The following is a 24,198-nucleotide window of genomic DNA, read 5'->3' as shown; positions in this document are numbered from 1 at the left end:
GCATGAGTGTTAGTGCAGAAGTCCTCACCCGCGCCCCGTCGGAGTTGGAACAGATGCAGGGCGAAATCAACTCGGTGAGTTCACCTCGACCACGCGGCAACACTCGGCCTCTCTCACCGATGCCGGACTACGTCGAGCACCGCAACGGCGTCAACGAGGTTGGCAAGCTGTCAGCCGAGGCGGTCGTGCGCGAATACGAAGCGGCCGTGAAAGAGATCGAGGCCCTCGGAACAGAACTGCAATTGGCCGCCAAGAAGTGCGAGGCGATGGTGGCCGGCGTCCATGACATGATCGCAGAAATCAAGGAGTTCGCTGCAGGTTATCGCGATCAGGGCAAGCGTTTCTTCTTGCAGATCGAGGCCGTCTCGTTGATGACCACGGAGGTCAGAGATACCTGCGAAACACTCAAGAAGAAGATCGCGACCGATACATTGACCCAGTGATGTCTAGGCTGTCGCCGTTTCTCGCGATCCGCGCCTGACTATTCTTGGATCGCGGGGCTTATCTTGTGTGAGGTGAATGGTTTCGCCATTCCCACGCGGCGGCACCTCTTAGTTCCATTCAATGCCAAGCCGTTCAACATCATGCCCCGCTTCGGCGGGGCATTTTTGTGGGGCGCTTTGCGGAGGCCAGGTGCCCGGTCAGCCATGTCCGTTGCCGGAAGAAGCCGATATCGGCGACCAGCGGTCGTTGAAATCCGCAGCCGGCAGCGTGTCCGCGCCGGAGACGACAGTGCCGTCGGTCCGAGACGCGTGCGACCTTATCGCGGCGGCGGTTGCGGTGACAGCGAGCAGAGCGATCATCACCAACCCAACAATCCTCCGATGCTTTGTCATTGGAACCTCCTCCAGTCCGCACGCCCACTTACTATGTGGTCACGGGAACCTCGCGCAGGTTCAAAGTGCAAAGACGAGCATGAGTCGCGCGCGAGATCGGACAACGAACTTGTCCGAAACTCAAGTTGCCTCTGCGTGCGGACGCCACCAAATCCATTGGCGCTGCTGGAATTTTGGCTCGACGACCTAACCCGCCCGCGCTGCGCGGCGCAGCGATTGCGGCGGCTGGCCGAAGGCGCGGATGAAGGCGCGGCGCATCCGCTCGGGATCGCGGAAGCCGGTGATTTCGGCAACGCGCTCGATGGCTTCGCCCGACGACTGCACCCGCTGCCGCGCCACCTCGATGCGCAGCCGCTCCACCGCCTTCGACGGCGTGGTGCCGGTCTCCGCGATGAAGGCGCGGGTGAAATGCCGGGAGCTCATGCCGGCCTTCTCGGCGAGGTCCTCAACCGTCAGCGGCGCGTCGAGATTTTCGCGCGCCCAGGCGAGCAGCGGCCCGAAGCGGCCGTTCGGCGCCTTCAATTCCAAGAGCTGCGAGAATTGCGACTGCCCGCCGCTGCGGCGATGGTAAAGCACGAGCTGGCGCGCGGTCTTCTGCGCGACCTCGTCGCCATAATCCTCCGCGATCATCGCCAGCGCGAGATCGATGCCGGCGGTGATGCCGGCCGAACTCCAGATGTTGCCGTCGCGGACGAAGATCTGGTCGGGCTCGAGCTTGATCTTCGGATAGGCCTTCACGAAATGCGGCGTGCGCCCCCAATGCGTTGTCGCGCGGCGGCCGTCGAGCAGGCCCGACTCGGCGAGCACATAGGCGCCCGAACAGACGCTGGCGACGCGGATACCTCGCGAGGCGATCCGCCGTACGAACGCCAGCGTCGTCGGACAGGTGGCCGACGTCCGTACGCCCTCGCCGCCGGCGATGATCAACGTCGTGAGCGCGGCCGACGACCTCAGCCCGCGCGCGAGCATTTCAACGCCGGATGAGCTACGCACCGGCCCGGCCTTCACCGCGATCGTCCTGATCGCCGGCGCGCTGCCGGCGAAGCGCGCGGCGATCTCGAACGCAGCGATCGGGCCGGCCGCATCGAGCAGCTGGAAGTCGGGAAAGATCAGGACGCCGATCATGGTCAAATCCTCGCAAGCGGCGCCATGTCCTAAAACGAGGGAAATACGCCATTCTTGACGAAAGGCCACCATGCCATCGTGGCGCCGTCAAGCGCTAATTGGAGGCTCCGATGTCCGACCCCTTGCAGATTGGACTGCTCGTCTTTCCGAAGGTGACCCAGCTCGACCTCACCGGTCCGCTGCAGGTGTTTTCGTCCGTGCCCGGTGCCAAGGTGCATCTGATCTGGAAGCGGATCGAGCCGGTGCAGACCGATTCCGTGATGGTGCTGACGCCGACCACGACCTTTGCCGACTGCCCGCAGCTCGACGTGATCTGCGTGCCCGGCGGCTTCGGCACCGACGACATGGTTGGTGACGAGGAGATGCTGGCCTTCCTGCGCAAGCAGGCGGAGCGCGCCAAATATGTCACCTCGGTCTGCACGGGATCGCTGGTGCTCGGCGCCGCCGGCCTGCTCAAAGGCTATCGCGCCACCACGCACTGGAGCGCGATCGATTTCCTCTCCGGCTTCGGCGCGATCCCGACAAAAACCCGCGTCTGCGTCGATCGCAATCGCTTCACCGGCGGCGGCGTCACCGCCGGAATCGATTTCGCGCTGACGCTGGTGTCGGAACTGGTCGACCGCAAGACTGCGGAAGCGATCCAGCTTCGCCTCGAATACAACCCCGCGCCGCCGTTCAATGCGGGCTCGCCCGACACCGCGCCGGCCGAGCTCCTCGCCGTCATGAAGGAGCGGATGGGACCAGCACAGGTACGGCGCGGCGAATTGATGGAGCGAGCCGCGGCGCGGCTCGCCCAAGGGGTCTCCTGACAATTCCACGCGACAATTGCTGTCGTTCCCGAGGGCAGAGCTTCAGGGGGTAGTGGGCTCCAATCCCTTGCTCCGCATGGCACCGGCAGCCGCCGGCGAGCGCGGGAACGCAATCAATTGCTCGGCAGCCTTGGGCTCGCCGGCGTTGGCGCTGAGGCCGACGCTGAAGGTGGTGTAGTTCTGCAGCTCGTCCGGAAGCGCTCCTGGACTCCGACATCGAGATGCAGCCGCTGTTCGTCGTCGCCGGCCCGCAAAGCTCCTGGTCGCGCCGCCGCAAGCTGACGCTTTCAGAGCTCGTCGACGCGCCGTGGATCCTGTCGACGCTGGAAGCGGAATCCGGCTCGCCTTTCGTCGAAGCATTTCGTGCCGACGGCGATTTTCACCCTGAAGGGCCGAATGCTGAGCCCGGTGGCGCAAGTGTTTGCCGATTGCGTTCGCGACGTCGCCAAGCCGCTTGCCCAAAACAAAGGGGCGCCCTGACGCGGCCCATTGGATCAACCAGCTCGGATCTGGCGGTCGCATGCGGCGGGTGGTCGCATGCGGCAGTTAGTTTAGAGTTTGTCTTATTATAAACTACTGAAGATAAAGGGTTTTTTATTGACTGCCATTTTTTCCCGCGGCAGATCGCTCCGGCATTCATTCGCGTCTCACACCGGAAAGCTGTCACTAGATGTCGCCGAGAGTCACTTGTCGCCCAGTTGCCCGTCTTGCCTCTACCGTCAAATCACTCTCGACATTCCCCAGGCCGACAGCTTTCGCCGCACCTATCGCGTTCATCGCTTTGTTCAGCGCAGACTTCCCGCATCGCGCCAGCGCGCAGAACGCTGTGCGAGAGACTGAGCAGGCGGCAACGTTGCCCGCAGTGACGGTTACCGCAGACGTGCCGAAGCATCGAGCACGTCCGCGATCAAACCCGGGCCGAAGGGTGGTCCGCGGAGGCGTGCCGACGAGTGAGCGGAGCAAGATGCAGGCGGAATTGGCGCCTACCGCGCCAAAGCCCGGCGCGCTCCCGCCGTCCTATCCGGGCGGACAGGTCGCCCGCGGAGGACAGCTTGGCTTGCTGGGCAACAAGGATTTCATGGACACGCCGTTCAACATCACCAGCTACACGGCAAAGAAGATCGAAGATCAACAGGCCAGCACGGTGGCCGACGTCGTGAGCAACGACCCTTCCGTCCGTTTCACCGGTCAGACTGGTGGCATTCTCGATTCTTTCTTCATCCGCGGCTTTCCGATCGGCGAAGGAAATCTTGGAGAAATTGCCTTCAACGGCGTCTATGGTGTCGCACCCAATTATCGTGTGTTCACCGATTACATCGAACGCATCGAGGTCATCAAAGGCCCGACTGCGCTGCTTTACGGCATGGCGCCGAACAGCAGCGTCGGGGGCACCGTCAACATCGTTCCGAAGCGTGCCTCCGATGTCGATCTCACACGGATTACGACCGACTACGCGACAAACACGCAGCTCGGCACACACCTTGATGTGAGTCGGCGGTTCGGTGAGAATCGTGAATTCGGAGTCCGATTCAACGGCAGCTATCACAACGGCGATACACCTCTGGACAACCAGAACCGGGAGGCGCATGTCGGTGCCGCGGCGTTCGACTATCGCGGCGACAGGTTCAGGGCTTCGCTCGACTTCATCGACCAGGAGGAAAAATTCGACGCCCCGACTCGGCCGTTTCTGGTCGCCACAGGAATAGCTGTCCCAACCGCGCCCGATGGGAGGCGCAATGTCACACAGGCATGGGAATGGTCCAAAATCCATGACAACTCGCTGCTGGCGCGCACCGAATACGATGTGACGGATGCCGTGACAGTATTCGCCGACGCCGGTGGGGGCAGGACACAGGTCGATCGTCTGTTTGGCACCCCGACAATCCTGGATGCAGCGGGCAACACAACTTCGAGGCCGGACCATTTCAAATTCGATATTGAAAGAAATGTCACTGACGCCGGCCTCCGCGCCCGGTTCGACACCGCCGCGATCAGTCACGCTGTAACTTTCCAGGGAAGTTACTACACCGATCAGTTGTCGCGAGGCTCTATCTCCGGCACCTCGGTCCTGTCGAACATCTATGCACCGATTGCTCGTCCCGAGCAGTTCGTTCCAGCTCCCGCGACCGTGCCGAAACTGTCGGATACCAACATGACCGGCATTGCGTTGGCCGACACCTTGTCGATTCTGCAGGAACGCTTACAGCTGACCGTCGGCGTGCGGCAACAGGGAGTCAAATCGAACAACTTCAACACAACCACGGGCGCCGTCACCGCCTCCTACGACCAAACTGCGCTCACGCCGATGGTCGGCCTCGTCGTCAAACCGTGGAACAACATTGCATTCTACGCGAACTACATCGAGGGGCTCAGTAAGGGCGACATCGCCCCGATGACCGCGAGCAATGCTGGAGAAGTCCTCCCGCCCTACATCAGCAAACAGCAGGAAGCAGGCGTCAAGATCGACTTCGGCATGCTGGCCACTACGATCAGCGCCTTTCAGATCACCAAACCCTCAGGGCAACTCGGCGTGGACAAGATTTTTCGGGCCGACGCTGAACAAACGAATCGCGGTTTGGAATTCAACGTGTTTGGAGAGGTGCAACCCGGCATCCGAGTGCTCGGCGGCGTGACGCTGATTGATGCCGAGCTCACAAAGACGAACACCCCCTCCACTCTCGGCAAGACGCCGGTTGGCGTGCCTCAAGTGCAGGCCAACTTGACTGCTGAATGGGATACCCCCTTCGCGCCCGGACTGACATTGGTCGCAAGCACTGCCTACACAGGCCCTCAATATCTGAATGCGGCAAATACACAGAGCATCCCGGCCTGGACGAGGCTCGACCTTGGTGCCCGCTACAACACCAGGATCTACGGCAGGCCGGTCACCCTGCGGGCCTTGGTCCAGAACGTGTTCAACACCAACTATTGGTCCGGCGTGTCGAGCTTTTCGGGATTGTCGCAAGGCGCTCCGCGCACCCTGCTGGTGTCGCTTGCAACAGATTTTTGAGTTGAGTTGACCCAAATGCGTGCAATAGCGATGGTCCCGTTGCGCCGGAACGGATGCGCCGCACGGTGCGATCCCCCTTCGCGATTCAATTTGCGCGCAAGGCTCCCACAGACGTGAGCCGACCCTCTTGGCCTGCACGCGTCCGGCGTGCCTTCATGTGGGTTCACAGTTGGCTGGGGTTGATCGGCGGCATCGTCGTGGTGTTGATCGGCCTCACAGGAAGCTTCATCGTCTTTTACCGCGAAATCGATGCCGCGCTAAATCCGGCGCTTTATGCCTCGGCTGGCCCGGAACAAATAGTCACCTTGACCGAGGTGATGCGCGCTGCCGCGACAGCGGATACAGCGCCGATTTCGACGATCGTGGCTCCGGATCGGACCTGGCCCGTCTGGGTTGTGATACATACCCACGAAAGCGAGAAAGGCCGTTACCCGAATCGTTGGACGACCATGGTCGATCCTTCGAACGGGAAAGTGCTCGGCCGGCGCGACTATACCAACGCGTTCGCGCTCACGGTCTATCGTCTGCACTACACGCTGCTGCTCTATGAGTGGTGGGGCAAGGAGGTGGTGGGCGTGGTCGGGTTCATTCTGCTTAGCCTGGCGCTGTCGGGCCTATATTTGTGGTGGCCGAGGCAGGGCCGGTTTTGGCGATCGATATCGGTGCGCAAAGGCGTTTCGTTTCATCGATTCCTCGTCGACATTCACAACACGGCGGGTTTTTGGGCCTTGATTGAGCTCCTCGTGATCTCAATCACCGGCGTCGGGATCGTTTTTCCCGACGTGGTGCGTCCTGTCGCCGGCATCCTGTCGCCAGCGACCCCTGATCCCTCGCCTCGGATCGAAACCCCGCCCCCTAAGGGAACGCCGCTACTGCCGGCCGATGCGATCGTGCGGATCGCGCAGGCAACTCGGCCATCCCTGACCGTCGCCATGCTGAACCCGCCAACCGAAATGCGCAACACATGGCGCGTGCTGTTCCGCCCCGAGGGCGCTGATCCCGCTGTGCGTTCACGAGGAGCGATCTGGATCGATCCATGGAGTGGCGCGGTAGTGCACGACCGCACGTCGGACGCCATGTCGATGGGTGATCGTTACATGACCGAACAGCTCTGGCTCCACAACGGCGCGACGTTCGGACTCATCGGCCGCCTGCTCGTGTTCACAGCCGGATTCGCACCTCTCGCCCTGTTCATCAGCGGCGGGATCATGTGGCTCAAAAAACGGCCGGCGAGGACCAACTGAGACACTGCATCCGAGCGCTGTCGGACCTCAGCAAACGAACCCCAAAGGGCCGCGCGACCGGTTCTGATTCAACGAGAACTGGAGGAGCTCAGGCCGGATCGAGCGCGCTGATCGTGATGTAGTATCCGTCGGGATCCCGGAGCGAAAACTCCATCGTTCCCGTGTTGGGATTTTGATACGGCTCTTCTTCCAGCCGGCCGACGAGCGCGCGCGCCCTTGGCACAGCGACGTCGAAGTCGTCGACCCGGAAGAACAGCAGGAGACCGTTGCCAGGCTTGGCGTCATGGGGGCTCGTCAACGAGGGATGCTCGTGGGCACCCCACGCATGCAGGCAGAGCAAGACCGTGCCATCGGAGTCGACAATTTGCCCGAAGTAATCGTGGGCAGGTGTCGCCTCCGGCAGGCCAAGCAGCGACCGGTACCACATGAAGCTCCGGGGCACGTCGGCTACGCCGATGATCGTCCACAAGCGCTTCATGGGATGCTCCGCGGTCCGTTTGATTGATCCAGGAGATGCCGGGCTGCCGTCCGGCCCGCAAAAGAAAAAGGCCGCCCTGGTTTCCCGGGCGGCCTTTCCTGTCTCACGGCGGCTTCAACATTAGCGGGCGATTTCAGGAGTTCTGCACCGGGGGCCTATCTCCCAGCCGTCTCCTACTCGGAAGCCGCTGCTCATCGGGACAGTCGCGACCTGGAGCCCGATCCGACGCGATGGTTTTCCATCTCCGTAAGATGGTCCTATTGAGCCGCGATCTCCGGTTTGACGCAAGCGGTCGGCAGCGCTCGCGCCGCACCTGTCCCCGCTGTTACCGTTGTCCACAGCCACGCGTGCGCTGCACGCGCAGATCGGTGCTCGCGCAACCCAAGGAAGCAGTGGATGGAGCAGTGGCTGACGATCAGCTTCCGGGCGTCCAGGCGTGGTAGTCGCCGGTCGCCTTGGGGCGGCGGCCGCTCGCCAGCGTCGAGCCGGACGGACGATAGGCCTGCGCAGTCCCGGTCATGTTCGGCACATGCGGCTTTTGCCATTCCCGCGGCGCGTAGTTCTGCTCGGTCGGCGGGACATCGACGGTGTGGTGCAGCCAGCCGTGCCAGGACGCAGGCACGCGCGACGCTTCGGCATAGCCGTTATAGACCACCCAGCGGCGCTCGAAACCGAGCGTCGGGTCGATCTTGCCACCCGCGGTGCGATAGTAGCGATTGCCCTGCTCGTCCTGGCCGACCAGTTCGCCGAAGCGCCAGGTCCACAATTGCGTGCCAAAGGTCTGGCCATTCCACCAGGTGAAGAATTTCAGCCAAAATTGTTTCATGCGGCCAGATCGTCGGTTCGAGGCAGTTGGGCTCTGATGCCACCTGAATCCCGAAATGTCCAGCGAGGCGCCGTGCGGCACGCGCGCCAGATCACGTCACGATCCCCGACATCGTGACGCCGGGCATTTGGGGCCAAATGTCGCGGCGCCGGCACATTCCATTCGTGCGCCATACAGTTCCTGTCTCTCAATCTGAGCGTTGCGCGTGGTGCATGCGCAGGCTGAGGAACGTCCGCCCCCAGAAGGGGTTAGACCATGTCCCGCAGATGGAGCCAGCAATGATCAGTCTAAAGGTTTTGAGTGCCACCGCCGCAATAGCGCTTGCGCTGCCGCTGGTGGTGCCGAGTGAGAGTTTTGCCCAGGCCATTGGCGGCCGGGCCGCAGCCGCGATGGGCGGCGGTGTTGGCGGCGGAGCCCGTGGCGGTGGTGGCGGCGCAATCGGCGCCGGCGGTGGCGGCTTCCGCGGCGGTGGTGCGGCAATCGGCGGTGGTGGCGGCGGTGGATTCCGCGGCGGCATCCCGAGCGGCGCGGCCGCAGCGATGGGTGGCGGGCCCCGCGTCGGTGGCGGCGGCGTTGTCGCTGGCGGCGGCGGTGGCTGGGCCGGCCGCGGCGGCGGCGGATGGAATGGCGGCGGGTGGAATGGCGGCTACCGCCATCATCACCACGGCGGCTTCTATCCCGGCTTCGTCGCGGGCGCGGTGGTCGGCGGCGCGCTCGCGTCCAGCGCCTACGGCCCGGACTACTACTATGAACCGGGCTATTACGATGACAGCTACTATGACGACGGCGGCCCCGTCGCGGTCGAGGCGGCCCCCGGTGGCGATGCGGCCTACTGCGCGCAGCGCTACAGATCCTACGATCCGGCTTCGGGCACCTATCTCGGCTATGACGGCCTCCGGCACCCCTGCCCGTAACGGTTGCTGACGTGACAATCGCGAAAGGGCGGCGCTTGCGCCGCCCTTGTTCTTTATCCGCGCAGCGCGACCGCAACCGCGGCCAGCGTCACCACAAGGGCCGCGATGTCGCGCGGCCCGAGCTGCTCGTGCAACATCCCGGCCGCGGCGAGCACGCCGACCACCGGCACCAGCAGGGTTCCGATCGATGCCGTCGCGGCCGGCAGTCGCCCCAGCGCGGCGAACCAGCAGACGTAGCAAAGGCAGAACTGGATCAGCGTCATGTAGGCCATCGACGCCCAGCCGAGCGGCGAGAGCGCCGACAGTTGCGGCTGCTCGGCGAGGATTCCGACGATGACGATCGGAAGGCAGCCGATCGCGAGTTGCCAGGCGGCCAGCGACAATGGCGGCATTGCCAGCGGGAAATGCTTGGTCAGCACGGTTCCAAGCCCGACGCAGAGCGCCCCTGCCAGGGCGAACAGGACACCGGGCAGCTTCTCCAGACTGGCGTCGATGCCGCCACCGCCGATCAGCACACTGATGCCGGCCAGGGCGACGGCAAGCGACAGCGCACGCGCAAACGACACCCGCTCGCCTAGGATCGGCCACGCCAGCAGCGCCACCCATACCGGGATCGAGATGCCGAGCACCGCAGCCTCGCTCGCCCGCAGCCAGATCAACGCGAGCCCCATCGAGGCCACCCAGCCGCCGATCGTCAGCGTCGACACCAGCGCAAGCCGCAGCCGCATCTTCGCGGGAACGCGCAGCGTTTGTCCGCGCGCGAGCGCGATCACACCGAGCGCGATCGCGCCGACCATCCCGCTCAGCCCGCGCGCCGACAGCGGCGGCCACTCGGTGAGCAGGAATTTCATGACCGGGAAATTGAGGCCCCAGCCGATCGAGGCGACGACGAGGAGTGCAAGGCCGAGCGGCGACATTCCGGCGCGGCCGGCAACGGGAACTGAGGTCATGGATTTGTGATCTTGGCCTGCAATCTGCGGAGTGGACAAATACAAGTGATGGGACGCGAGGTGTGGGAAATCTGCTTGTCAGCGAAGCACATATGCACTCTATCATACAGACTACCTGTCGCCGTTCCGCCTTAATCGATTCAACGGGCAAAGCGAGTCGTCGGCACGCAAAGCCCCCCACAAAGAGGATGCATGGTGCCGCGCGTTCTCGTCGTCGATGATGATCCGATGGTGTGCGTTGCCATCGAGGTCTGTCTGCAACGCCAGGGCTTCGACGTCACGGTCGCCGATGGTGGTGAGGCCGGCATGCGCGCGCTGGAAAATGCCACCTTCGACGTGATGCTCGTCGACGTCTTCATGCCGCATATGCGCGGCTTCGAGGCGATCCGCATCTTCCACGAGCGCGCGCCCGATATCCCAGTGATCGCGATGTCCGGCTACGCCTTCGCCAATGCGGATCGCGCACCGGACTTCCTGCGGATGACGATCGAGCTCGGCGCGGCCGCCTGCCTGCGCAAACCATTCACGCCGCAGGCACTGATCGCCGCCGTTAACGAGTGTCTCACCAAGTCCGCACCTTCCGCTCGCGCCTCGAAATAGTCGTCCGTACCCATAGTCAATGGCTTACCAACGCCTCATCCTCGGCATCGGCCTCGCCATCTTGCTCGCGATCAGCGCAGCGTCGATCGGGCTCGACGTCAGATCGCGCACCGAGACCGAGTCGGTCGATCGCACGCTCGCCATCCTCAAGCGGATCTCGGACCTGCGGCCGCTGTTGCGCGGCTCCGAGAACGCGGCGCGCGGCTTTGCGCTGACCGCAGACGCAAGCTTCGCCGCCGAATATCGCGACACCTCCGCCGCCCTCACCTCGGCCTTCGCCGACCTGATCCACGCGGTGAACGGCAATCGGGGCGAACGGCAACTGCTCGAGGAAGCCAAGGGGCAGCTCGATCGCGGCATCGCGCTCGGCGGCGAACTGATCAGGCTGCGCAACGCCGGCGACAGCGCCGCAATCGAACGGCAGGTCGCGGGCGGCGAAAGCCGTGCGCTGATGGACAAGGTTGGCTCGGCGCTCGAGAAGGTCGTCGCCGAAGAGCGCCGCCTGCTCGCGGTCCGCAGCGAAGCGTCGAAAACCAACGGACGCATGCTGCTGGCGATCGACCTGCTCGGCGTCGTGCTGATCCTCGTCCTTGCCACCGTGCTGATCATAGCGGCGCGGCGATCCAGCCGCGAATTGCAGGACTCGCTCAGCGCGACGCAAGCCACCAACGTGTCGCTCGAGGCCAAGGTTGCCGAGCGAACCAAGGATCTCGGCACCGCCCTTGAAGAACTCCGCCACTCCACCTCGGTGATGGAGACCACCTTCCACAGCATGGCCGAGGCGGTGCTGGTGATCGACACCACCGGCAAGGTGCTGCTCTCCAATCTCGCCGCCGAGAAGATGCTGCGCTATCGGCCGGGCATGACGGTCCAGGTGCTGCGGGCCCTTAGCAACGTGTTCCATGCCGATGGCGTCAGGCCGATGCAGGTCGACGAGATGCCGTCGGCCAGGGCGCTGCGCGGCGAGGAATTCGACGGCCTCGAGTTCATCGCCCGTCCGGTCCGCGGCGCACCGCAGATCCATCTCGTGGTGTCCGGCCGCCCCTTACGCGATTCCGACGGCAAGATCATCGGTGCGGCACTGGTCTATCACGACATCACCGCCTCGCGCGAAATGGAGCACAAGCTCCAGCAGTCGCAGAAGCTCGACGCGATCGGCAAATTGACCGGCGGCGTCGCGCACGATTTCAACAACATGCTGACGATCATCACCGGCACCACCGAGACGCTGGTCGACAGCCTGCGCGGACAGCCGCTCGTGAAGACCGCCGAGCTGATCGACCGTGCCGCCGAGCGCTGCCGCGAACTGATCCAGCACCTGCTCGCCTTTGCTCGCCGCCAGCCGCTCGAGCCGCGCACCGTCGACATCAACGCGACCGTGCTCGATATCGCCAAGCTGTTGCGCCCCACCCTCGGCGAGCAGATCGAGATCAACTCGGCGCTGGCTCCCGACGTGGCGAGCGTCCATATCGATCCGTCGCAGCTCGCGAACTCGCTGCTCAACATGGCGATCAACGCGCGCGACGCGATGCCGGACGGCGGCAAGCTGCTGTTCGAGACCAGCACCATCGTGCTGGACGACGCCTATGCCGCGGCCAATCCCGACGTCACGCCGGGCCGCTACGTCATGCTCGCGGTCAGCGACACCGGCACCGGGATGTCGCAGGCGGTGCAGGACAAGGTGTTCGAACCCTTCTTCACCACCAAGGAAGTCGGCAAGGGCACAGGCCTCGGCATGAGCATGGTCTACGGCTTCGTCCGGCAGTCCGGCGGCCATATCAGGATCTACAGCGAGCAGGGTCACGGCACCACGATCAAGCTCTATCTGCCGCCGGCGCGCGGCCAGGTCCAGGCGGAGGCGCTCGCGGCGGCGCCGGTGCCGCGCGGCAGCGAGATCATCCTTGTCGTGGAGGACGACGCGCTGGTGCGCAACTACGTCACTGCCCAGCTCGCAAGCCTCGGCTACAAGACGATCCCGGCTGCGGATGCCCGCGCCGCGCTCGCGGTCGTCGACAAAGGCGAGCCGTTCGACCTCCTGTTCACCGACGTTATCATGCCCGGCGGCATGAACGGCCGGCAGCTCGCCGACGAGGTGGCGAAACGGCGGCCCGGCATCAAGGTGCTCTACACCTCGGGCTATACCGAGAACGCGATCGTGCATCACGGCCGCCTCGACGACGGCGTGCTGCTGCTGGCAAAGCCCTATCGCAAGTCGCAGCTCGCCAGCATGGTGCAGGAAGCGCTGGCGGGCGGCGTGGCGTAAGGTCCACGGCTCCCTTCACCTCTCCCCATAAGAACGGCGAGAAGGAGAAGAAGTCACCGCGTCGCCAGCACGACGCCGGCGAGCGTGAACAAGAGCGCCGCGATCTGCGCCGGGCCCAGCGGCTCGTGCAACGCAATGGCCGACGCCACCACGCCGATGACCGGCACCGCCATGGTGCCGATCGCCGCCACCGAAGCCGGCAGGCGGGCGAGTGCCGCAAACCAGCTGACATAGGCGATGCAGAACTGGATCACGGTCGAATAGATCAGGAGCCACCAGCCGGCCGTGGTGACGCGGTCGAGATGCGTGGTTTCGAGCGCAAGGCCCACGATCGCGACCGGAAAACAGCCGAGGCCGATCTGCCAGGCCGCGGCCGGAATCGGCGGCATCTTGAGCGGATACCTTTTCGCCAGCACCGTGCCGAGCGCAAAGGCGATCGCGCCGCCGAGCGCCATGATGATGCCCGGCAGCCTCTCACTGCTCGCGGAAAAACCGTTGCCGCCCATGATCGAGCCGAGCCCGACGAAGGCCATCACCAGCGCGATGGTGCGAAGCAGCGTCGGGCGTTCGCCGAGCACCGGCCAGGCCAGCAGCGAGGCCCAGACCGGCATCGTGTAGGCGATCAGCGCGGCCTCGCTCGCCGGCAGCCAGAGCAGCGCGAGCCCCATCAGCACCATCCAGCCGGTGACGTTGAGCAGCGCAAACGGCACAAGCCGCGGCCACAGCGTAGCGTCGACAGCAAGGCTCTGCGAGCGGATCAAAGCGAGCACGGCAAGCAGCAGCGCGCCGATCACGCCGGTGACGCCGCGCAATGTCAGCGGCGGCAGTTCGCTAAGCAGGAATTTCGTGACCGGCCAGTTAAAGCCCCAGCCGACCGAGGTGATGGCGAGGAACATCAGGCCGGCGGGCGCCAGGCGCGCCCCAGCCTTGGGTTTTGAGTCTGTCATGGAACCCGGCAAGGAGTGGAATCAGCAGGCACCTTGTGCCCGCGATTTCGTCGCGCGACCATCACGCGCCTGACATGCCTGCTCCGTAGTTTCCCCGTAGGCTTACGTGAGTCCCAAAAATTCAATCCGGGAACGCGAATAAATAGTTCCCCTGTGAACAGTGGGCGCAGTTTCAGTCCACAGCTCGCATGAGATTTTTTATGCTTGGGAATCCCTGAGGACTCACTGATACTTGGCCCGATCACAGGCGCGGCACCGACCCCTGTTATCCCCCTCTTTCCACCATATTTAGTATTTGATTCAGGAACTCGTACTAGTCCTTGACGCGCGTAACGGACTTGGCCTAGCTTTGATCCTGTTCGGCGCGAGTGTGTTTGGGTCCCCGCCGGCTGCTCCCAAAAGGGTCCAAAATGACCACTCCGCCAGGCCTTTCAGGCCGCGGGTGAAGGGCTTGTCTGCCCTGATTTTTGACCGTCTCAGGGGCACCAAACGGGCCGCCAAAGGCCCGGAAACCAGAGGCCGGAACCGGCCCGAGCAAAGCGACGCTGGCGTCGTTTTGAAGATGCGTTCGAGTGACGTGTTGGGGCGTTAAATGCACTTGAACTGGACCACCCGGAAACGGGTCGGCCCAGGGGGTGCCGCCGCGGAGGCGCCGGTACGAAGCCGGGTCTTGGCGGAAGAGAGAACAGGCCGGGTCCACCGGCTGAGCTGCGAATGACCGAAGAGCGGGCAACCTCGCCTTCCGGAAGTTCGCTCAAGGGATAACATTCCGGCAACCCGCGAAGAACGTGGGGCCGGACAGAAGAAGAGACGGGGCTCGACCAATGCGAATCGAACGGCGCAACACCACCAGCGGACAATCACCGTATGCCGGGATCAATTTCCGGCTGACGACATCGGAGATCCGCAATCCTGACGGCTCGGTCGTGTTCCGGGCCGAGAATGTCGAAGTCCCCGAGTTCTGGTCGCAGGTCGCCTCCGACGTGCTGGCGCAGAAGTATTTCCGCAAAGCGGGCGTCGCCGCGCGCCTGAAGAAGGTCGAGGAAGAGACCGTGCCGTCGTGGCTGTGGCGCTCGGTGCCCGACACCGAAGCGCTGGCTCTTCTCCCCGAGAACGAGCGCATCGTCGGCGAAACCTCGGCGAAGCAGGTGTTCGATCGCCTCGCCGGCTGCTGGACCTATTGGGGCTGGAAGGGCGGCTATTTCTCCTCTGAAGAAGATGCCCTCGCCTTCTTCGACGAGTTGCGTTTCCAATTGGCAAAACAGATGGTCGCGCCGAACTCGCCGCAATGGTTCAACACCGGCCTGCACTGGGCCTACGGCGTCGATGGCCCCGGCCAGGGCCACTACTATGTGGATTGGAAGACCGGCAAACTCACAAAATCGAAGTCGGCCTACGAGCATCCGCAGCCGCACGCCTGCTTCATCCAGGGCATCGAGGACGACCTCGTCAACGAGGGCGGCATCATGGACCTCTGGGTGCGTGAGGCGCGCCTGTTCAAATACGGCTCCGGCACCGGCTCCAACTTCTCGCGCCTGCGCGGCGAAGGCGAGCGCCTGTCCGGCGGCGGCCGCTCGTCCGGCCTGATGAGCTTCCTCAAGATCGGCGACCGCGCAGCGGGCGCGATCAAGAGCGGCGGCACCACCCGCCGCGCGGCGAAGATGGTCGTGGTCGACGTCGATCACCCCGACATCGAGACCTATATCGACTGGAAGGTGAAGGAGGAGCAGAAGGTCGCGGCTCTCGTCACCGGCTCCAAGATCAACCAGAAGCACCTCAAGGCCGTGATGAAGGCCTGCGTGAACTGCGAAGGTTCAGGCGACGACTGCTTCGACCCCGAGAAGAACCCGGCGCTCCGCCGCGAGATCAAGCTCGCGCGCCGCAACCTCGTGCCCGACAACTACATCAAGCGCGTCATCCAGTTCGCCAAGCAGGGCTACAAGGACATCGCCTTCGACACCTACGACACCGACTGGGATTCGGAGGCCTATCTCACCGTCTCCGGCCAGAACTCCAACAACTCGGTGTCGCTGAAGGACGACTTCCTCCGCGCGGTGGAAACCGACGGTGAATGGAATCTCGTCGGCCGTACCACGAAGAAGGTCACCAAGACTCTCAAGGCGCGCGACCTCTGGGAAAAGATCGGCTACGCCGCCTGGGCGAGCGCCGATCCCGGCCTGCACTTCAACACCACGATGAACGACTGGCACACCTGCAAGGCGTCCGGCGACATCCGCGCGTCCAACCCGTGCTCGGAATACATGTTCCTGGACGACACGGCGTGCAACCTCGCCTCCGCCAACCTCTTGACGTTCTACAACACGACGACCAAGCGCTTCGACATCGAGTCCTACGAGCACCTCTGCCGGCTCTGGACCATCGTGCTGGAAATCTCCGTCATGATGGCGCAGTTCCCGTCGAAGGCCATCGCAGAGCTCTCCTACGAATTCCGCACCCTCGGCCTCGGCTTCGCCAATATCGGCGGCCTGTTGATGACCATGGGCCTGCCCTATGACTCGAAGGAAGGCCGCTCGCTCTGCGGCGCGCTGACCGCTGTGATGACCGGCATCGCCTACAAGACCTCGGCCGAGATGGCCGCCGAGCTCGGCACCTTCCCCGGCTACAAGAAGAACGCGAGCCACATGCTGCGCGTGATCCGTAACCACCGCCGCGCCGCCCATGGCAACGCGGCCGGCTATGAGGCGCTCTCGGTCAACCCGGTGCCGCTCGATCACGCCTCCTGCCCGCAGGCCGATCTCGTCACCCATGCCATCCGCGCCTGGGACGATGCGCTCGCGCTCGGCGAGGTCAACGGCTATCGCAACGCCCAGACCACGGTGGTGGCGCCGACCGGCACCATCGGCCTGGTGATGGATTGCGACACCACCGGCATCGAGCCCGACTTCGCGCTGGTGAAGTTCAAGAAGCTCGCCGGCGGCGGCTACTTCAAGATCATCAACCAGGCGGTTCCCGAGGCGCTGCGCGCGCTCGGCTATCGCGAGAGCGAGATCGCCGAGATCGAGGCCTACGCCGTCGGCCACGGCTCGCTGTCGAATGCCCCCGGCATCAACGCCTCGACGCTGAAGGCCAAAGGCTTCACCGACGAAGCGATTGCAAAAGTCGAGAAGGCGCTGCCGACCGCGTTCGACATCAAGTTCGCCTTCAACAAGTGGACCTTTGGCGAAGACTTCATCCGCGACCAGCTCGGCATCGACGCGGAAGCCATTGCCGCCCCCGGCTTCGACCTGCTCTCGGCGGTGGGCTTCTCCAAGCGCGAGATCGAGGCCGCCAACGTGCACATCTGCGGCGCGATGACGGTCGAGGGCGCCCCGCACCTTAGGCCTGAGCACTATCCGGTGTTCGACTGCGCCAACCCCTGCGGCAAAATTGGAAAACGCTACCTCTCGGTCGAGAGCCACATCCGGATGATGGCGGCCTCCCAGCCGTTCATCTCGGGCGCGATCTCGAAGACCATCAACATGCCGAACGACGCCACGGTCGAGGACTGCAAGTCCGCCTACCTCTTGTCGTGGAAGCTCGCACTGAAGGCCAACGCGCTCTATCGCGACGGCTCGAAGCTGTCGCAGCCGCTCAACTCGCAGCTCATCGCCGACGACGAGGACGAGGACGATGCGGTCGAGGCGCTGTACGAGAAGCCGATGGCGGCGCGTGCCGCCCAGGTCTCCGAGAAGATCGTCGAGAAGCTCGTCGAGCGTATCGTCGTGATGCGCGAACGCGAGAAGATGCCCGATCGCCGCAAGGGCTACACCCAGAAAGCGGTTGTCGGCGGCCACAAGGTCTATCTCCGCACTGGCGAATATGACGATGGCCGTCTCGGCGAGATCTTCATCGACATGCACAAGGAAGGCGCGGCACTGCGCTCCTTCATCAACAACTTCGCGATCGCGGTCTCGCTGGGCCTGCAATACGGCGTGCCGCTGGAGGAATATGTCGACGCCTTCACCTTCACCCGCTTCGAGCCGGCGGGCCCCGTGCAAGGCAACGACTCGATCAAGTACGCGACCTCAATCCTCGACTATGTCTTCCGCGAGCTCGCGGTGAGCTACATGGGCCGCTTCGACCTCGCCCATGTCGACCCAAACGAGTCCGGCTTCGACGCGCTCGGCAAGGGCGTCGAGGAAGGCAAGGAGCCGGATGAAGGCCCCGCCCAGCAGGCGACGAAGTATCTGTCGCGCGGCCTCACCCGCTCGCGCACCGACAACCTCGTCATCATGCGCGGCGGCTCGGCCGCGGTGAGCGCGAACTCCGATGCGGCCCCCGCCGGCGGCAACCGCGTCACCGCGCTCGCGGGCCGCGGCGTCTCCGACACCATCGAAGGCGCGGTCGCGCTGAAGCAGGAGACGCAGCACGACCTCTCGCCGACCGAGAAGCTCGAGGCGATGCAATGGAGCAAGGGCGGCTCCGCCGCCGCGGCTGCGCCTTCCAAGGCCGAGCGTCGCGCCGAAGCGAAGGCCAAGGGCTACGAAGGCGAGATGTGCTCGGAGTGCGGCAACTTCACGCTGGTGCGGAACGGCACCTGCATGAAGTGCGATACGTGCGGGTCCACGACGGGGTGCTCGTGAGGCTTAGAGAATCGCCGTAGCCAACACTACCAAGAGTTGATAAGAGGGTTGCTCAATGGAGTAACCCTCTTATTTTTTGATGTTTCTTCCTTCGAGTTTCTCAAATGAATTCCGAGAAAGCTGACGCAACATCCAAAACCAACTTTAAGCTTTGGCTCAAGGACGCCAGGAAGAAACACGAACGACTTACACCCGCTGTGGTTGAATTGATCCGAGGGCTGCTCAGAACACGCGGAATAGATTTTCTCAGTGTTGAAGGCCGAACGAAATCGGAGAGCTCTGTTATCGAAAAGTGCGATCGCAAAAGTTACAACAACCCTCAGGAGCAATTAACCGACCTCTCCGGCATCAGGATCATTACTTACCTAGAGAGCCAGGCGCTGCAGATCGCTGAAGTAATTCGGAGCACGTTTGAAGTTGACGAAGCAAACAGCTTGGACCGCAACGATATCCTAGGTTCCGACCGGATTGGCTACAGGTCTGTCCATTTTGTATGCGAACTTGGTCGTCATCGGACCAACTTGCCCGAGTATGAGGGGCTCGCGGGCATGAAATTTGAGATTCAGCTTCGCACTGTCTTGCAGCATGCATGGGCCGAGTTGGCCCACGATCGTTCGTTCAAACTGGGACTTGACTTGCCGAAAGCCATCCAGCGTAAGCTGAACCTGCATGCGGGCATGCTAGAGGTAGTAGATTCGGCCTTTGATGAGATCGCACGCGAAATTGACAACTATAGCCTCTCAATCGGCCGGAAAAGCATCGATGAGATGGACGATATCGAACTCAACTCGATTTCACTTGGAAAGTACTTAGACCAAATTTCAGCTCTTTATGGCTTATCTTTTGTGACCGACGACATTTCGGACGACGTCGTCAAAGAGCTTCGGCTTTATGGTGTCAGCACGATCGGCGATCTGAAGAAAATCGCCACTAGAAGCCTGATAGCCGAGATTGAGAATGCAGCAAAGCCTAACCAAACGAGGATCGGGTTTTTGAGAGACCTGATGATGTATGACGACGTCGAACGATATTTTCGATGCGCGCCTGAATGGGGAGTGATTCACCTCAACGATGCATTGCCGCTAGCCGCCAAGTACGGACCCGAACTGATTGCTCGTCTTTTTTCCGATCATGATGTCGACATCCGACAAGACGAAGATGACTTTTTCTGGAGTGGCTATTCGGAGCTCTTAGCCGTACTCAGCCGCCGACAACCGAGCTAGCAAGGTTAGGCCGGATTTGCCAAAGCCGTAATCCACCCGTTCTTCGCGGCCCTGTGGGCGGGCTACGCTGCGCTAAACTTCCCTGCACCTGTACAACCTTGGGTCAGTCACACAGATAGCCCGCCACGATCCGCGCGTTGCTGGCCTTTGTTCTATGCACAGACGCACACAGCGCTGCCGGTCGATCGCCTTATCGGACTCGGCACATTGACCCGCATACCGACAGTATCCATATGCATCCGACGAACCGGCTGAAGCGTGCCGCTTCGCACTCACCCGGACACAGCCGAGTACCGCTGGCGGCGTCCTTCCTGCATCCGGTTTCGTTCGGGAGCCCCCGTGCCCGCACTGTCTATCCTCGATCTGGTCCGCGTCACCCGGGACACCGATGCGCGCGGCGCGCTCGATAATGCGCGCGATATTGCAGTTCACGCCGAGGAATGGGGCTATCGCCGCATCTGGGTGGCGGAGCATCACAACATGCCGGGCATCGCGAGCGCCGCGACGTCGGTCGTGATCGGTCATATCGCGGCGGGAACGAAAACCATCCGGGTCGGTGCCGGCGGCATCATGCTGCCCAACCATGCGCCTTACGTCATTGCCGAGCAGTTCGGCACGCTGGCGCGGCTGTTTCCTGATCGTATCGACCTTGGCCTCGGCCGCGCGCCGGGGACGGATCAGCTCACGCTGCGCGCCCTGCGCCGCACGCCTGAAGCCGCCGAGAATTTTCCGCAGGACGTGCTCGAGGTGCAGGCCTTCCTGGCGGAGGCTGGTCCGAACCAGCGCATCCAGGCCGTGCCGGCCGCTGGCACCGACGTGCCGCTGTGGATTCTGGGATCGAGCAATTTCGGCGCGATGCTCGCCGCCGAGCTCGGCCTTCCCTATGCCTTTGCCTCGCATTTCGCGCCTGACCTGCTGCTTCAGGCGCTTCAGATCTACCGTGCCCGCTTCAAACCATCAGAGCAGCTTGACCGCCCCTATGCCATGGTCGGCGTCAACATCATCGCCGCCGAGACCGACGCCGAAGCGCGCCGGCTCGCGACGACGCAACAGATGTCGTTCACAAACATCTTCCGCGGCGCACGCGGCCTCAGCCAGCCGCCGATCGACGACATCGAGACCTACTGGTCGCCGTCGGAGAAAGTCCAGGCGATGGGGATGCTCGCCCGTTCCATCGTCGGTTCGCCCGACACGGTTCGTGCCGGTATCGATGCGCTCGTTGCGGAGACCGGCGCCGATGAGCTGATGGTCGTATCTGACGTCTACGAGCACGCAAAGCGGCTGCGATCCTTCGAGCTGATCGCCGGCGCGGCCGGGATCGCTCGCTGAGCTGCGACGGACGCGGCCACTCAAGCGTAGGGCGGAATAGCCGCAGGCGTAATCCGCCATTTCGTTCGCGACATTTCCGGCGGGTTACGCTGCGCTAACCCGCCCTACGCCTACGCGCTCGCTCTATCCGCGTGTGCCGGACAGCTTGACCCGCCCCCTCTTCCACAGCCTGAACCCGCCGTCGAACGCATTCTCATTATCGCCAAACCTCACCTTGCGCGGCGGATTGTCGACCTTGTCGGCGTTGCCACCGCCAAGCACGACGTAGTCGGGCTGCAGCGCGGCGAACAGGCGCTCCAGGACGTCGTCGACGGCCTTTCGCCATTTCTTCTTGCCGAGGCGCTTGAGGCCTGCGGCGCCGACATAGTGCTCGAACGTCTTGCCCTTGCGGTACGGAAGGTGGGCGAGCTCCATCGGCGCCGGATTGCCGTCCACGATCATCGCGGAGCCAAGGCCCGTGCCGAGGCCGAGGAACAGCATGCGGCCGCCCTGATAGCTGCCGATCGCCTGCAACAGCGCATCGTTGACGACCTTGGTCGGTCGGCCGAAGGCCTTCTGGAAGTCGAAGCCGGCCCAGCCGTGACCGAGATTGTGCGGCTCTTTCAAGGGCCGGTTGTGGACGACAGGCCCCGGATACCCGATCGAGATGACGTCGTAGGACCAGTCCTTCGTCAGCGCCTTGATCTTCCTCACCATCGCCTTGGCGGACAGATCGGGGCCGGACTCGAATTGGCGCTTGGTGTGCTCCTTGTCGGTCATGACCTTCACGCGCGATCCGCCGATGTCGATCGCCAGGATCGTTTGTCGCGACGCGCGCTTCCCCGTCCTGTTCGCCATGAATTCGCGTCCTGCTCGGGTCGGACAATAGCGCCTTTGACGCTGCGCAGCTCGCATTATCCGCCGTAGCTCGAAGCAAGCGTAGCCCGGATGAGCCAACGGGTCGCGCGAATGCGCGCCCGATGACAGGCTCAGCGATACCGGGGCGCTCTGTCCGCTGACCATAATTCACCCCGCATACCGCTTCGCTCATGCGGGCTACTCGCTGGGCCATGCGGGGGCGCGCGTGGTTCCCGCCGCCGGAGTTCATTTTTCCAAATGTCATCACATGGTCGCCACGCAAGTGGCAAGATTCCAGCGCGAACATGGCACAGGCAGTATGATTCGAAATTGGAATCTGGAGCGGCCAAAATGTTAAGTGCAGACGGTAATCAACCGATCGGGAAACCCGGACGGCGCAAGCGGAAGGGGCCACAGAGCCGAAAGGCCGCGCAGCGGAAGGAAGCCGGTCAACAGCAGGACCACACGCCGGTTCCGTTGCAGGACGCCCACGAGGAGATCAGCGCACTGGTCGCATCGAGTGACAGTTCTCCAACTGACACTTCCGCGACCGAGACTTCCTCGACCGTCCCCGTCGTATCGGCGAAAGCCGCCGCGGTCAGCCCCCAAACCATCGCGAATGCCTATGGCGACTACGCGAGGAAGTCGCTCGAACAGACCTGGTCCTTCTTCGAGAGGCTCGCGGCCGTGCGTTCGCCCGACAAGGCGTTTGAGGTTCAGACCGAATTCGCGAAGCAGGCTTACGAAACCTTCATTGCCGATTCGCAGAAGATTCTCGAACTGCAGAGCGAATTAGCCAGGCAGAGAGTGGTCTATCTGGAGGGCTTCGTGGTCAGGATGACGCAAACCACGTTCGTCCTGCGCACTGCGCGCAACTAGCAAGCGTAGAGCGGATTGGCCGAAGGCGTAATCCGCCCTTCTGCGCGACTGACCGGCGGGTTACGCTTCGCAAACCCGCCTTACTCGCCGTTGAGAGTCAGATCTTACACCTCGGCCAAGGCTACGGCGGATGAGGCGCTAACATGCTCAACCCGCCGGTTCTTCTCATCCACAATCACCACCCGCGGCCGAAACCTGCGCGCCTCCTCGGCGTCGAACCCGGCATAGGCAACGATGATGATCTTGTCGCCCGCCATCGCGAGACGCGCGGCGGCGCCGTTGAGGCCGATGATGCCGGAGCCCGCGGGCGCCTCGATCACATAGGTCGAGAAGCGGGCGCCTGTGTCGATGTTGTAGATGTCGACGCGTTCGTTGATGAGGAAGCCGGCGGCGTCGATCAGATTGCGGTCGATCGAGATCGAGCCCTCGTAGTGCAAGTCCGCTTCGGTGACACGCGCGCGATGAATCTTGCCCTTCATCAAAGTCACTTGCATCGAGGCCATCCCGTATCGTTGCTTCGGAATTTTCCGCGCCCGCCAATAAGGACCTCGCAGCCTCGGGTCAATATTCGTCGCGCGAACGCGCGCCGCGCGTTCGTCCCGGCGTCGACACGTTTCTTCTGAGATCGCCGCTCGCGGTGGTCGGAATGGCTCCGGGTCGCGAGGCTCCGAGAATGATCACTCTGTGGAACAGCTATCCGGGAGCAGTTTTTTATTTTGCGACCCGCCCTGCTCTAGCGCCCCGGCACCGGCGCGGGTGGCCGCGGGCGCGATGCGCCGCCTGCTGCACGCGACGGCTTCGCGGCGGTGCGCGACGGGCCGCGCTGGTTGCTGTCGACGGACTGGAGATACGACGCCAGCGCCTGGGCCGAGTCCGGGCCGCTCGAATAGTGCTCCTTCAGGAACCAATACAGCGTGAGATTCATGCGGCCCTTGGCGAGGCCGCGCGGGCTGCGATGGCAGGTCGCGCAACCGTCGGTGAACAGCTTTGCGGCCGATTTGCCCTGATCGAGATTCTGTGCGTCGGCGGTGCCGGTCAGCACGGCGACGATGCCGAGGGCGGCGAGTGCGCGCCCCAGTTGCGGTAGCGATGTCAATGTGGGAGGTCCTGACTAAGCCAGTGTTCGTTACGACCAGCCGATTGCATCAGCTCATCGATGACGTCAAGCCCGACGTCTCCGGTTCCCTTCGAGAGCGTTTTCGAGCGAAGTGGATACCGGTTCGCGTAAAGAAAACGCGTCAAAACAAAATCTAGAGCCCCGTTCCGATTCCGTCGGAACGGGGCTCTAGGTCGTGTGGACTCTAAGGATTCCCTTTTAGGAGCAAATCAGATTCAAGGCTGCTTT

21 protein-coding genes are annotated in these 24,198 nt (G+C 63.2%); 12 read left to right on the top strand and 9 right to left on the bottom strand.

What is annotated here, in order from left to right; genetic code table 11:
• Nucleotides 1-53: 53 nt before the first annotated feature.
• Nucleotides 54-443, top strand: coding sequence for a hypothetical protein (locus ACFFWD_RS05030; RefSeq protein WP_376962077.1), 390 nt, complete (start codon nucleotides 54-56; stop codon nucleotides 441-443).
• 198 nt (nucleotides 444-641) lie between these two features.
• Here ACFFWD_RS05030 and ACFFWD_RS05025 read toward each other — a convergent pair whose 3' ends face one another.
• A complete protein-coding gene (locus ACFFWD_RS05025) occupies nucleotides 642-836 on the bottom strand; it encodes a hypothetical protein (protein ID WP_376962075.1) in 195 nt (64 codons plus the stop codon).
• A 186-nt stretch (nucleotides 837-1,022) separates the two neighbouring features.
• Nucleotides 1,023-1,961 (bottom strand): GlxA family transcriptional regulator, encoded by a 939-nt coding sequence (locus ACFFWD_RS05020; protein WP_376962073.1) that lies wholly within the window; start codon nucleotides 1,959-1,961, stop codon nucleotides 1,023-1,025.
• A gap of 110 nt (nucleotides 1,962-2,071) precedes the next feature.
• Here ACFFWD_RS05020 and ACFFWD_RS05015 point away from each other — a divergent pair, with 110 nt between their 5' ends.
• From ACFFWD_RS05015 to ACFFWD_RS05000, 4 genes are all read left to right on the top strand, one after another.
• The gene (locus tag ACFFWD_RS05015) at nucleotides 2,072-2,770 is read left to right on the top strand and encodes a DJ-1/PfpI family protein (protein WP_376962071.1); all 699 of its coding nucleotides are present in this window, start codon (nucleotides 2,072-2,074) and stop codon (nucleotides 2,768-2,770) included.
• A 221-nt stretch (nucleotides 2,771-2,991) separates the two neighbouring features.
• Nucleotides 2,992-3,342 carry a type 2 periplasmic-binding domain-containing protein gene (locus ACFFWD_RS05010; RefSeq protein WP_376962069.1) on the top strand — a complete coding sequence of 117 codons (351 nt, stop codon included), beginning with the start codon at nucleotides 2,992-2,994 and terminating at the stop codon, nucleotides 3,340-3,342.
• A 392-nt stretch (nucleotides 3,343-3,734) separates the two neighbouring features.
• Complete coding sequence (locus ACFFWD_RS05005; RefSeq protein ID WP_376962067.1) at nucleotides 3,735-5,780, top strand: TonB-dependent receptor; 2,046 nt, start codon at nucleotides 3,735-3,737, stop codon at nucleotides 5,778-5,780.
• Nucleotides 5,781-5,935: 155 nt separating this feature from the next.
• A complete protein-coding gene (locus tag ACFFWD_RS05000) occupies nucleotides 5,936-7,024 on the top strand; it encodes a PepSY-associated TM helix domain-containing protein (protein ID WP_376962065.1) in 1,089 nt (362 codons plus the stop codon).
• 88 nt (nucleotides 7,025-7,112) lie between these two features.
• On the opposite strand, the gene ACFFWD_RS04995 is transcribed toward ACFFWD_RS05000, so the two are convergent.
• Both ACFFWD_RS04995 and ACFFWD_RS04990 read right to left on the bottom strand, forming a co-directional pair.
• Nucleotides 7,113-7,502: a VOC family protein gene (locus ACFFWD_RS04995; protein ID WP_376962063.1), complete on the bottom strand. Its 390-nt coding sequence runs from the start codon at nucleotides 7,500-7,502 to the stop codon at nucleotides 7,113-7,115.
• A 415-nt stretch (nucleotides 7,503-7,917) separates the two neighbouring features.
• Nucleotides 7,918-8,328, bottom strand: a complete 411-nt coding sequence (locus ACFFWD_RS04990; protein ID WP_376962061.1) for an NADH:ubiquinone oxidoreductase subunit NDUFA12 — start codon at nucleotides 8,326-8,328, stop codon at nucleotides 7,918-7,920.
• A 278-nt stretch (nucleotides 8,329-8,606) separates the two neighbouring features.
• Between ACFFWD_RS04990 and ACFFWD_RS04985 the strand changes: the two genes are divergently transcribed.
• On the top strand, nucleotides 8,607-9,242 hold the full coding sequence (locus tag ACFFWD_RS04985) for a BA14K family protein (RefSeq protein WP_376962059.1): 636 nt from the start codon (nucleotides 8,607-8,609) through the stop codon (nucleotides 9,240-9,242).
• A gap of 53 nt (nucleotides 9,243-9,295) precedes the next feature.
• On the opposite strand, the gene ACFFWD_RS04980 is transcribed toward ACFFWD_RS04985, so the two are convergent.
• Nucleotides 9,296-10,192, bottom strand: a complete 897-nt coding sequence (locus ACFFWD_RS04980) for a DMT family transporter (protein WP_376962057.1) — start codon at nucleotides 10,190-10,192, stop codon at nucleotides 9,296-9,298.
• A 195-nt stretch (nucleotides 10,193-10,387) separates the two neighbouring features.
• Here ACFFWD_RS04980 and ACFFWD_RS04975 point away from each other — a divergent pair, with 195 nt between their 5' ends.
• Together ACFFWD_RS04975 and ACFFWD_RS04970 are read left to right on the top strand one after the other, a co-directional pair.
• Nucleotides 10,388-10,792, top strand: a complete 405-nt coding sequence (locus tag ACFFWD_RS04975; RefSeq protein ID WP_376962129.1) for a response regulator — start codon at nucleotides 10,388-10,390, stop codon at nucleotides 10,790-10,792.
• A gap of 19 nt (nucleotides 10,793-10,811) precedes the next feature.
• Nucleotides 10,812-13,055, top strand: coding sequence for a CHASE3 domain-containing protein (locus tag ACFFWD_RS04970; RefSeq protein ID WP_376962055.1), 2,244 nt, complete (start codon nucleotides 10,812-10,814; stop codon nucleotides 13,053-13,055).
• Between the two features lie 53 nt (nucleotides 13,056-13,108).
• Here ACFFWD_RS04970 and ACFFWD_RS04965 read toward each other — a convergent pair whose 3' ends face one another.
• The gene (locus ACFFWD_RS04965) at nucleotides 13,109-14,002 is read right to left on the bottom strand and encodes a DMT family transporter (RefSeq protein ID WP_376962053.1); all 894 of its coding nucleotides are present in this window, start codon (nucleotides 14,000-14,002) and stop codon (nucleotides 13,109-13,111) included.
• Nucleotides 14,003-14,826: 824 nt separating this feature from the next.
• Between ACFFWD_RS04965 and ACFFWD_RS04960 the strand changes: the two genes are divergently transcribed.
• From ACFFWD_RS04960 to ACFFWD_RS04950, 3 genes are all read left to right on the top strand, one after another.
• Nucleotides 14,827-18,585: a vitamin B12-dependent ribonucleotide reductase gene (locus ACFFWD_RS04960; RefSeq protein ID WP_376962051.1), complete on the top strand. Its 3,759-nt coding sequence runs from the start codon at nucleotides 14,827-14,829 to the stop codon at nucleotides 18,583-18,585.
• Nucleotides 18,586-18,689: 104 nt separating this feature from the next.
• Nucleotides 18,690-19,808, top strand: coding sequence for a GTP pyrophosphokinase (locus ACFFWD_RS04955; RefSeq protein WP_376962049.1), 1,119 nt, complete (start codon nucleotides 18,690-18,692; stop codon nucleotides 19,806-19,808).
• Between the two features lie 339 nt (nucleotides 19,809-20,147).
• Entirely contained in the window at nucleotides 20,148-21,137 is a 990-nt protein-coding gene (locus ACFFWD_RS04950; protein WP_376962047.1) for an LLM class flavin-dependent oxidoreductase, read from the top strand.
• A gap of 123 nt (nucleotides 21,138-21,260) precedes the next feature.
• Here ACFFWD_RS04950 and ACFFWD_RS04945 read toward each other — a convergent pair whose 3' ends face one another.
• Nucleotides 21,261-21,974 carry an ROK family protein gene (locus ACFFWD_RS04945; RefSeq protein WP_376962045.1) on the bottom strand — a complete coding sequence of 238 codons (714 nt, stop codon included), beginning with the start codon at nucleotides 21,972-21,974 and terminating at the stop codon, nucleotides 21,261-21,263.
• 330 nt (nucleotides 21,975-22,304) lie between these two features.
• Here ACFFWD_RS04945 and ACFFWD_RS04940 point away from each other — a divergent pair, with 330 nt between their 5' ends.
• Complete coding sequence (locus ACFFWD_RS04940) at nucleotides 22,305-22,853, top strand: phasin family protein (protein WP_376962043.1); 549 nt, start codon at nucleotides 22,305-22,307, stop codon at nucleotides 22,851-22,853.
• Between the two features lie 104 nt (nucleotides 22,854-22,957).
• Here the strand turns inward: ACFFWD_RS04940 and panD are convergent, their stop codons facing one another.
• Nucleotides 22,958-23,347 carry an aspartate 1-decarboxylase gene (gene panD / locus ACFFWD_RS04935; protein WP_376962041.1) on the bottom strand — a complete coding sequence of 130 codons (390 nt, stop codon included), beginning with the start codon at nucleotides 23,345-23,347 and terminating at the stop codon, nucleotides 22,958-22,960.
• A gap of 239 nt (nucleotides 23,348-23,586) precedes the next feature.
• On the bottom strand, nucleotides 23,587-23,949 hold the full coding sequence (locus ACFFWD_RS04930) for a hypothetical protein (RefSeq protein ID WP_376962039.1): 363 nt from the start codon (nucleotides 23,947-23,949) through the stop codon (nucleotides 23,587-23,589).
• Between the last annotated feature and the right edge of the window lie 249 nt (nucleotides 23,950-24,198).

Origin of the sequence: Bradyrhizobium erythrophlei (genome assembly GCF_042430365.1) — a bacterium.
In the GTDB taxonomy this organism is placed as follows: domain Bacteria; phylum Pseudomonadota; class Alphaproteobacteria; order Rhizobiales; family Xanthobacteraceae; genus Bradyrhizobium; species Bradyrhizobium erythrophlei.
The sequence above is the reverse complement of the archived record's forward strand: the minus strand, read 5'-3'. Positions and strand labels throughout refer to the sequence as shown.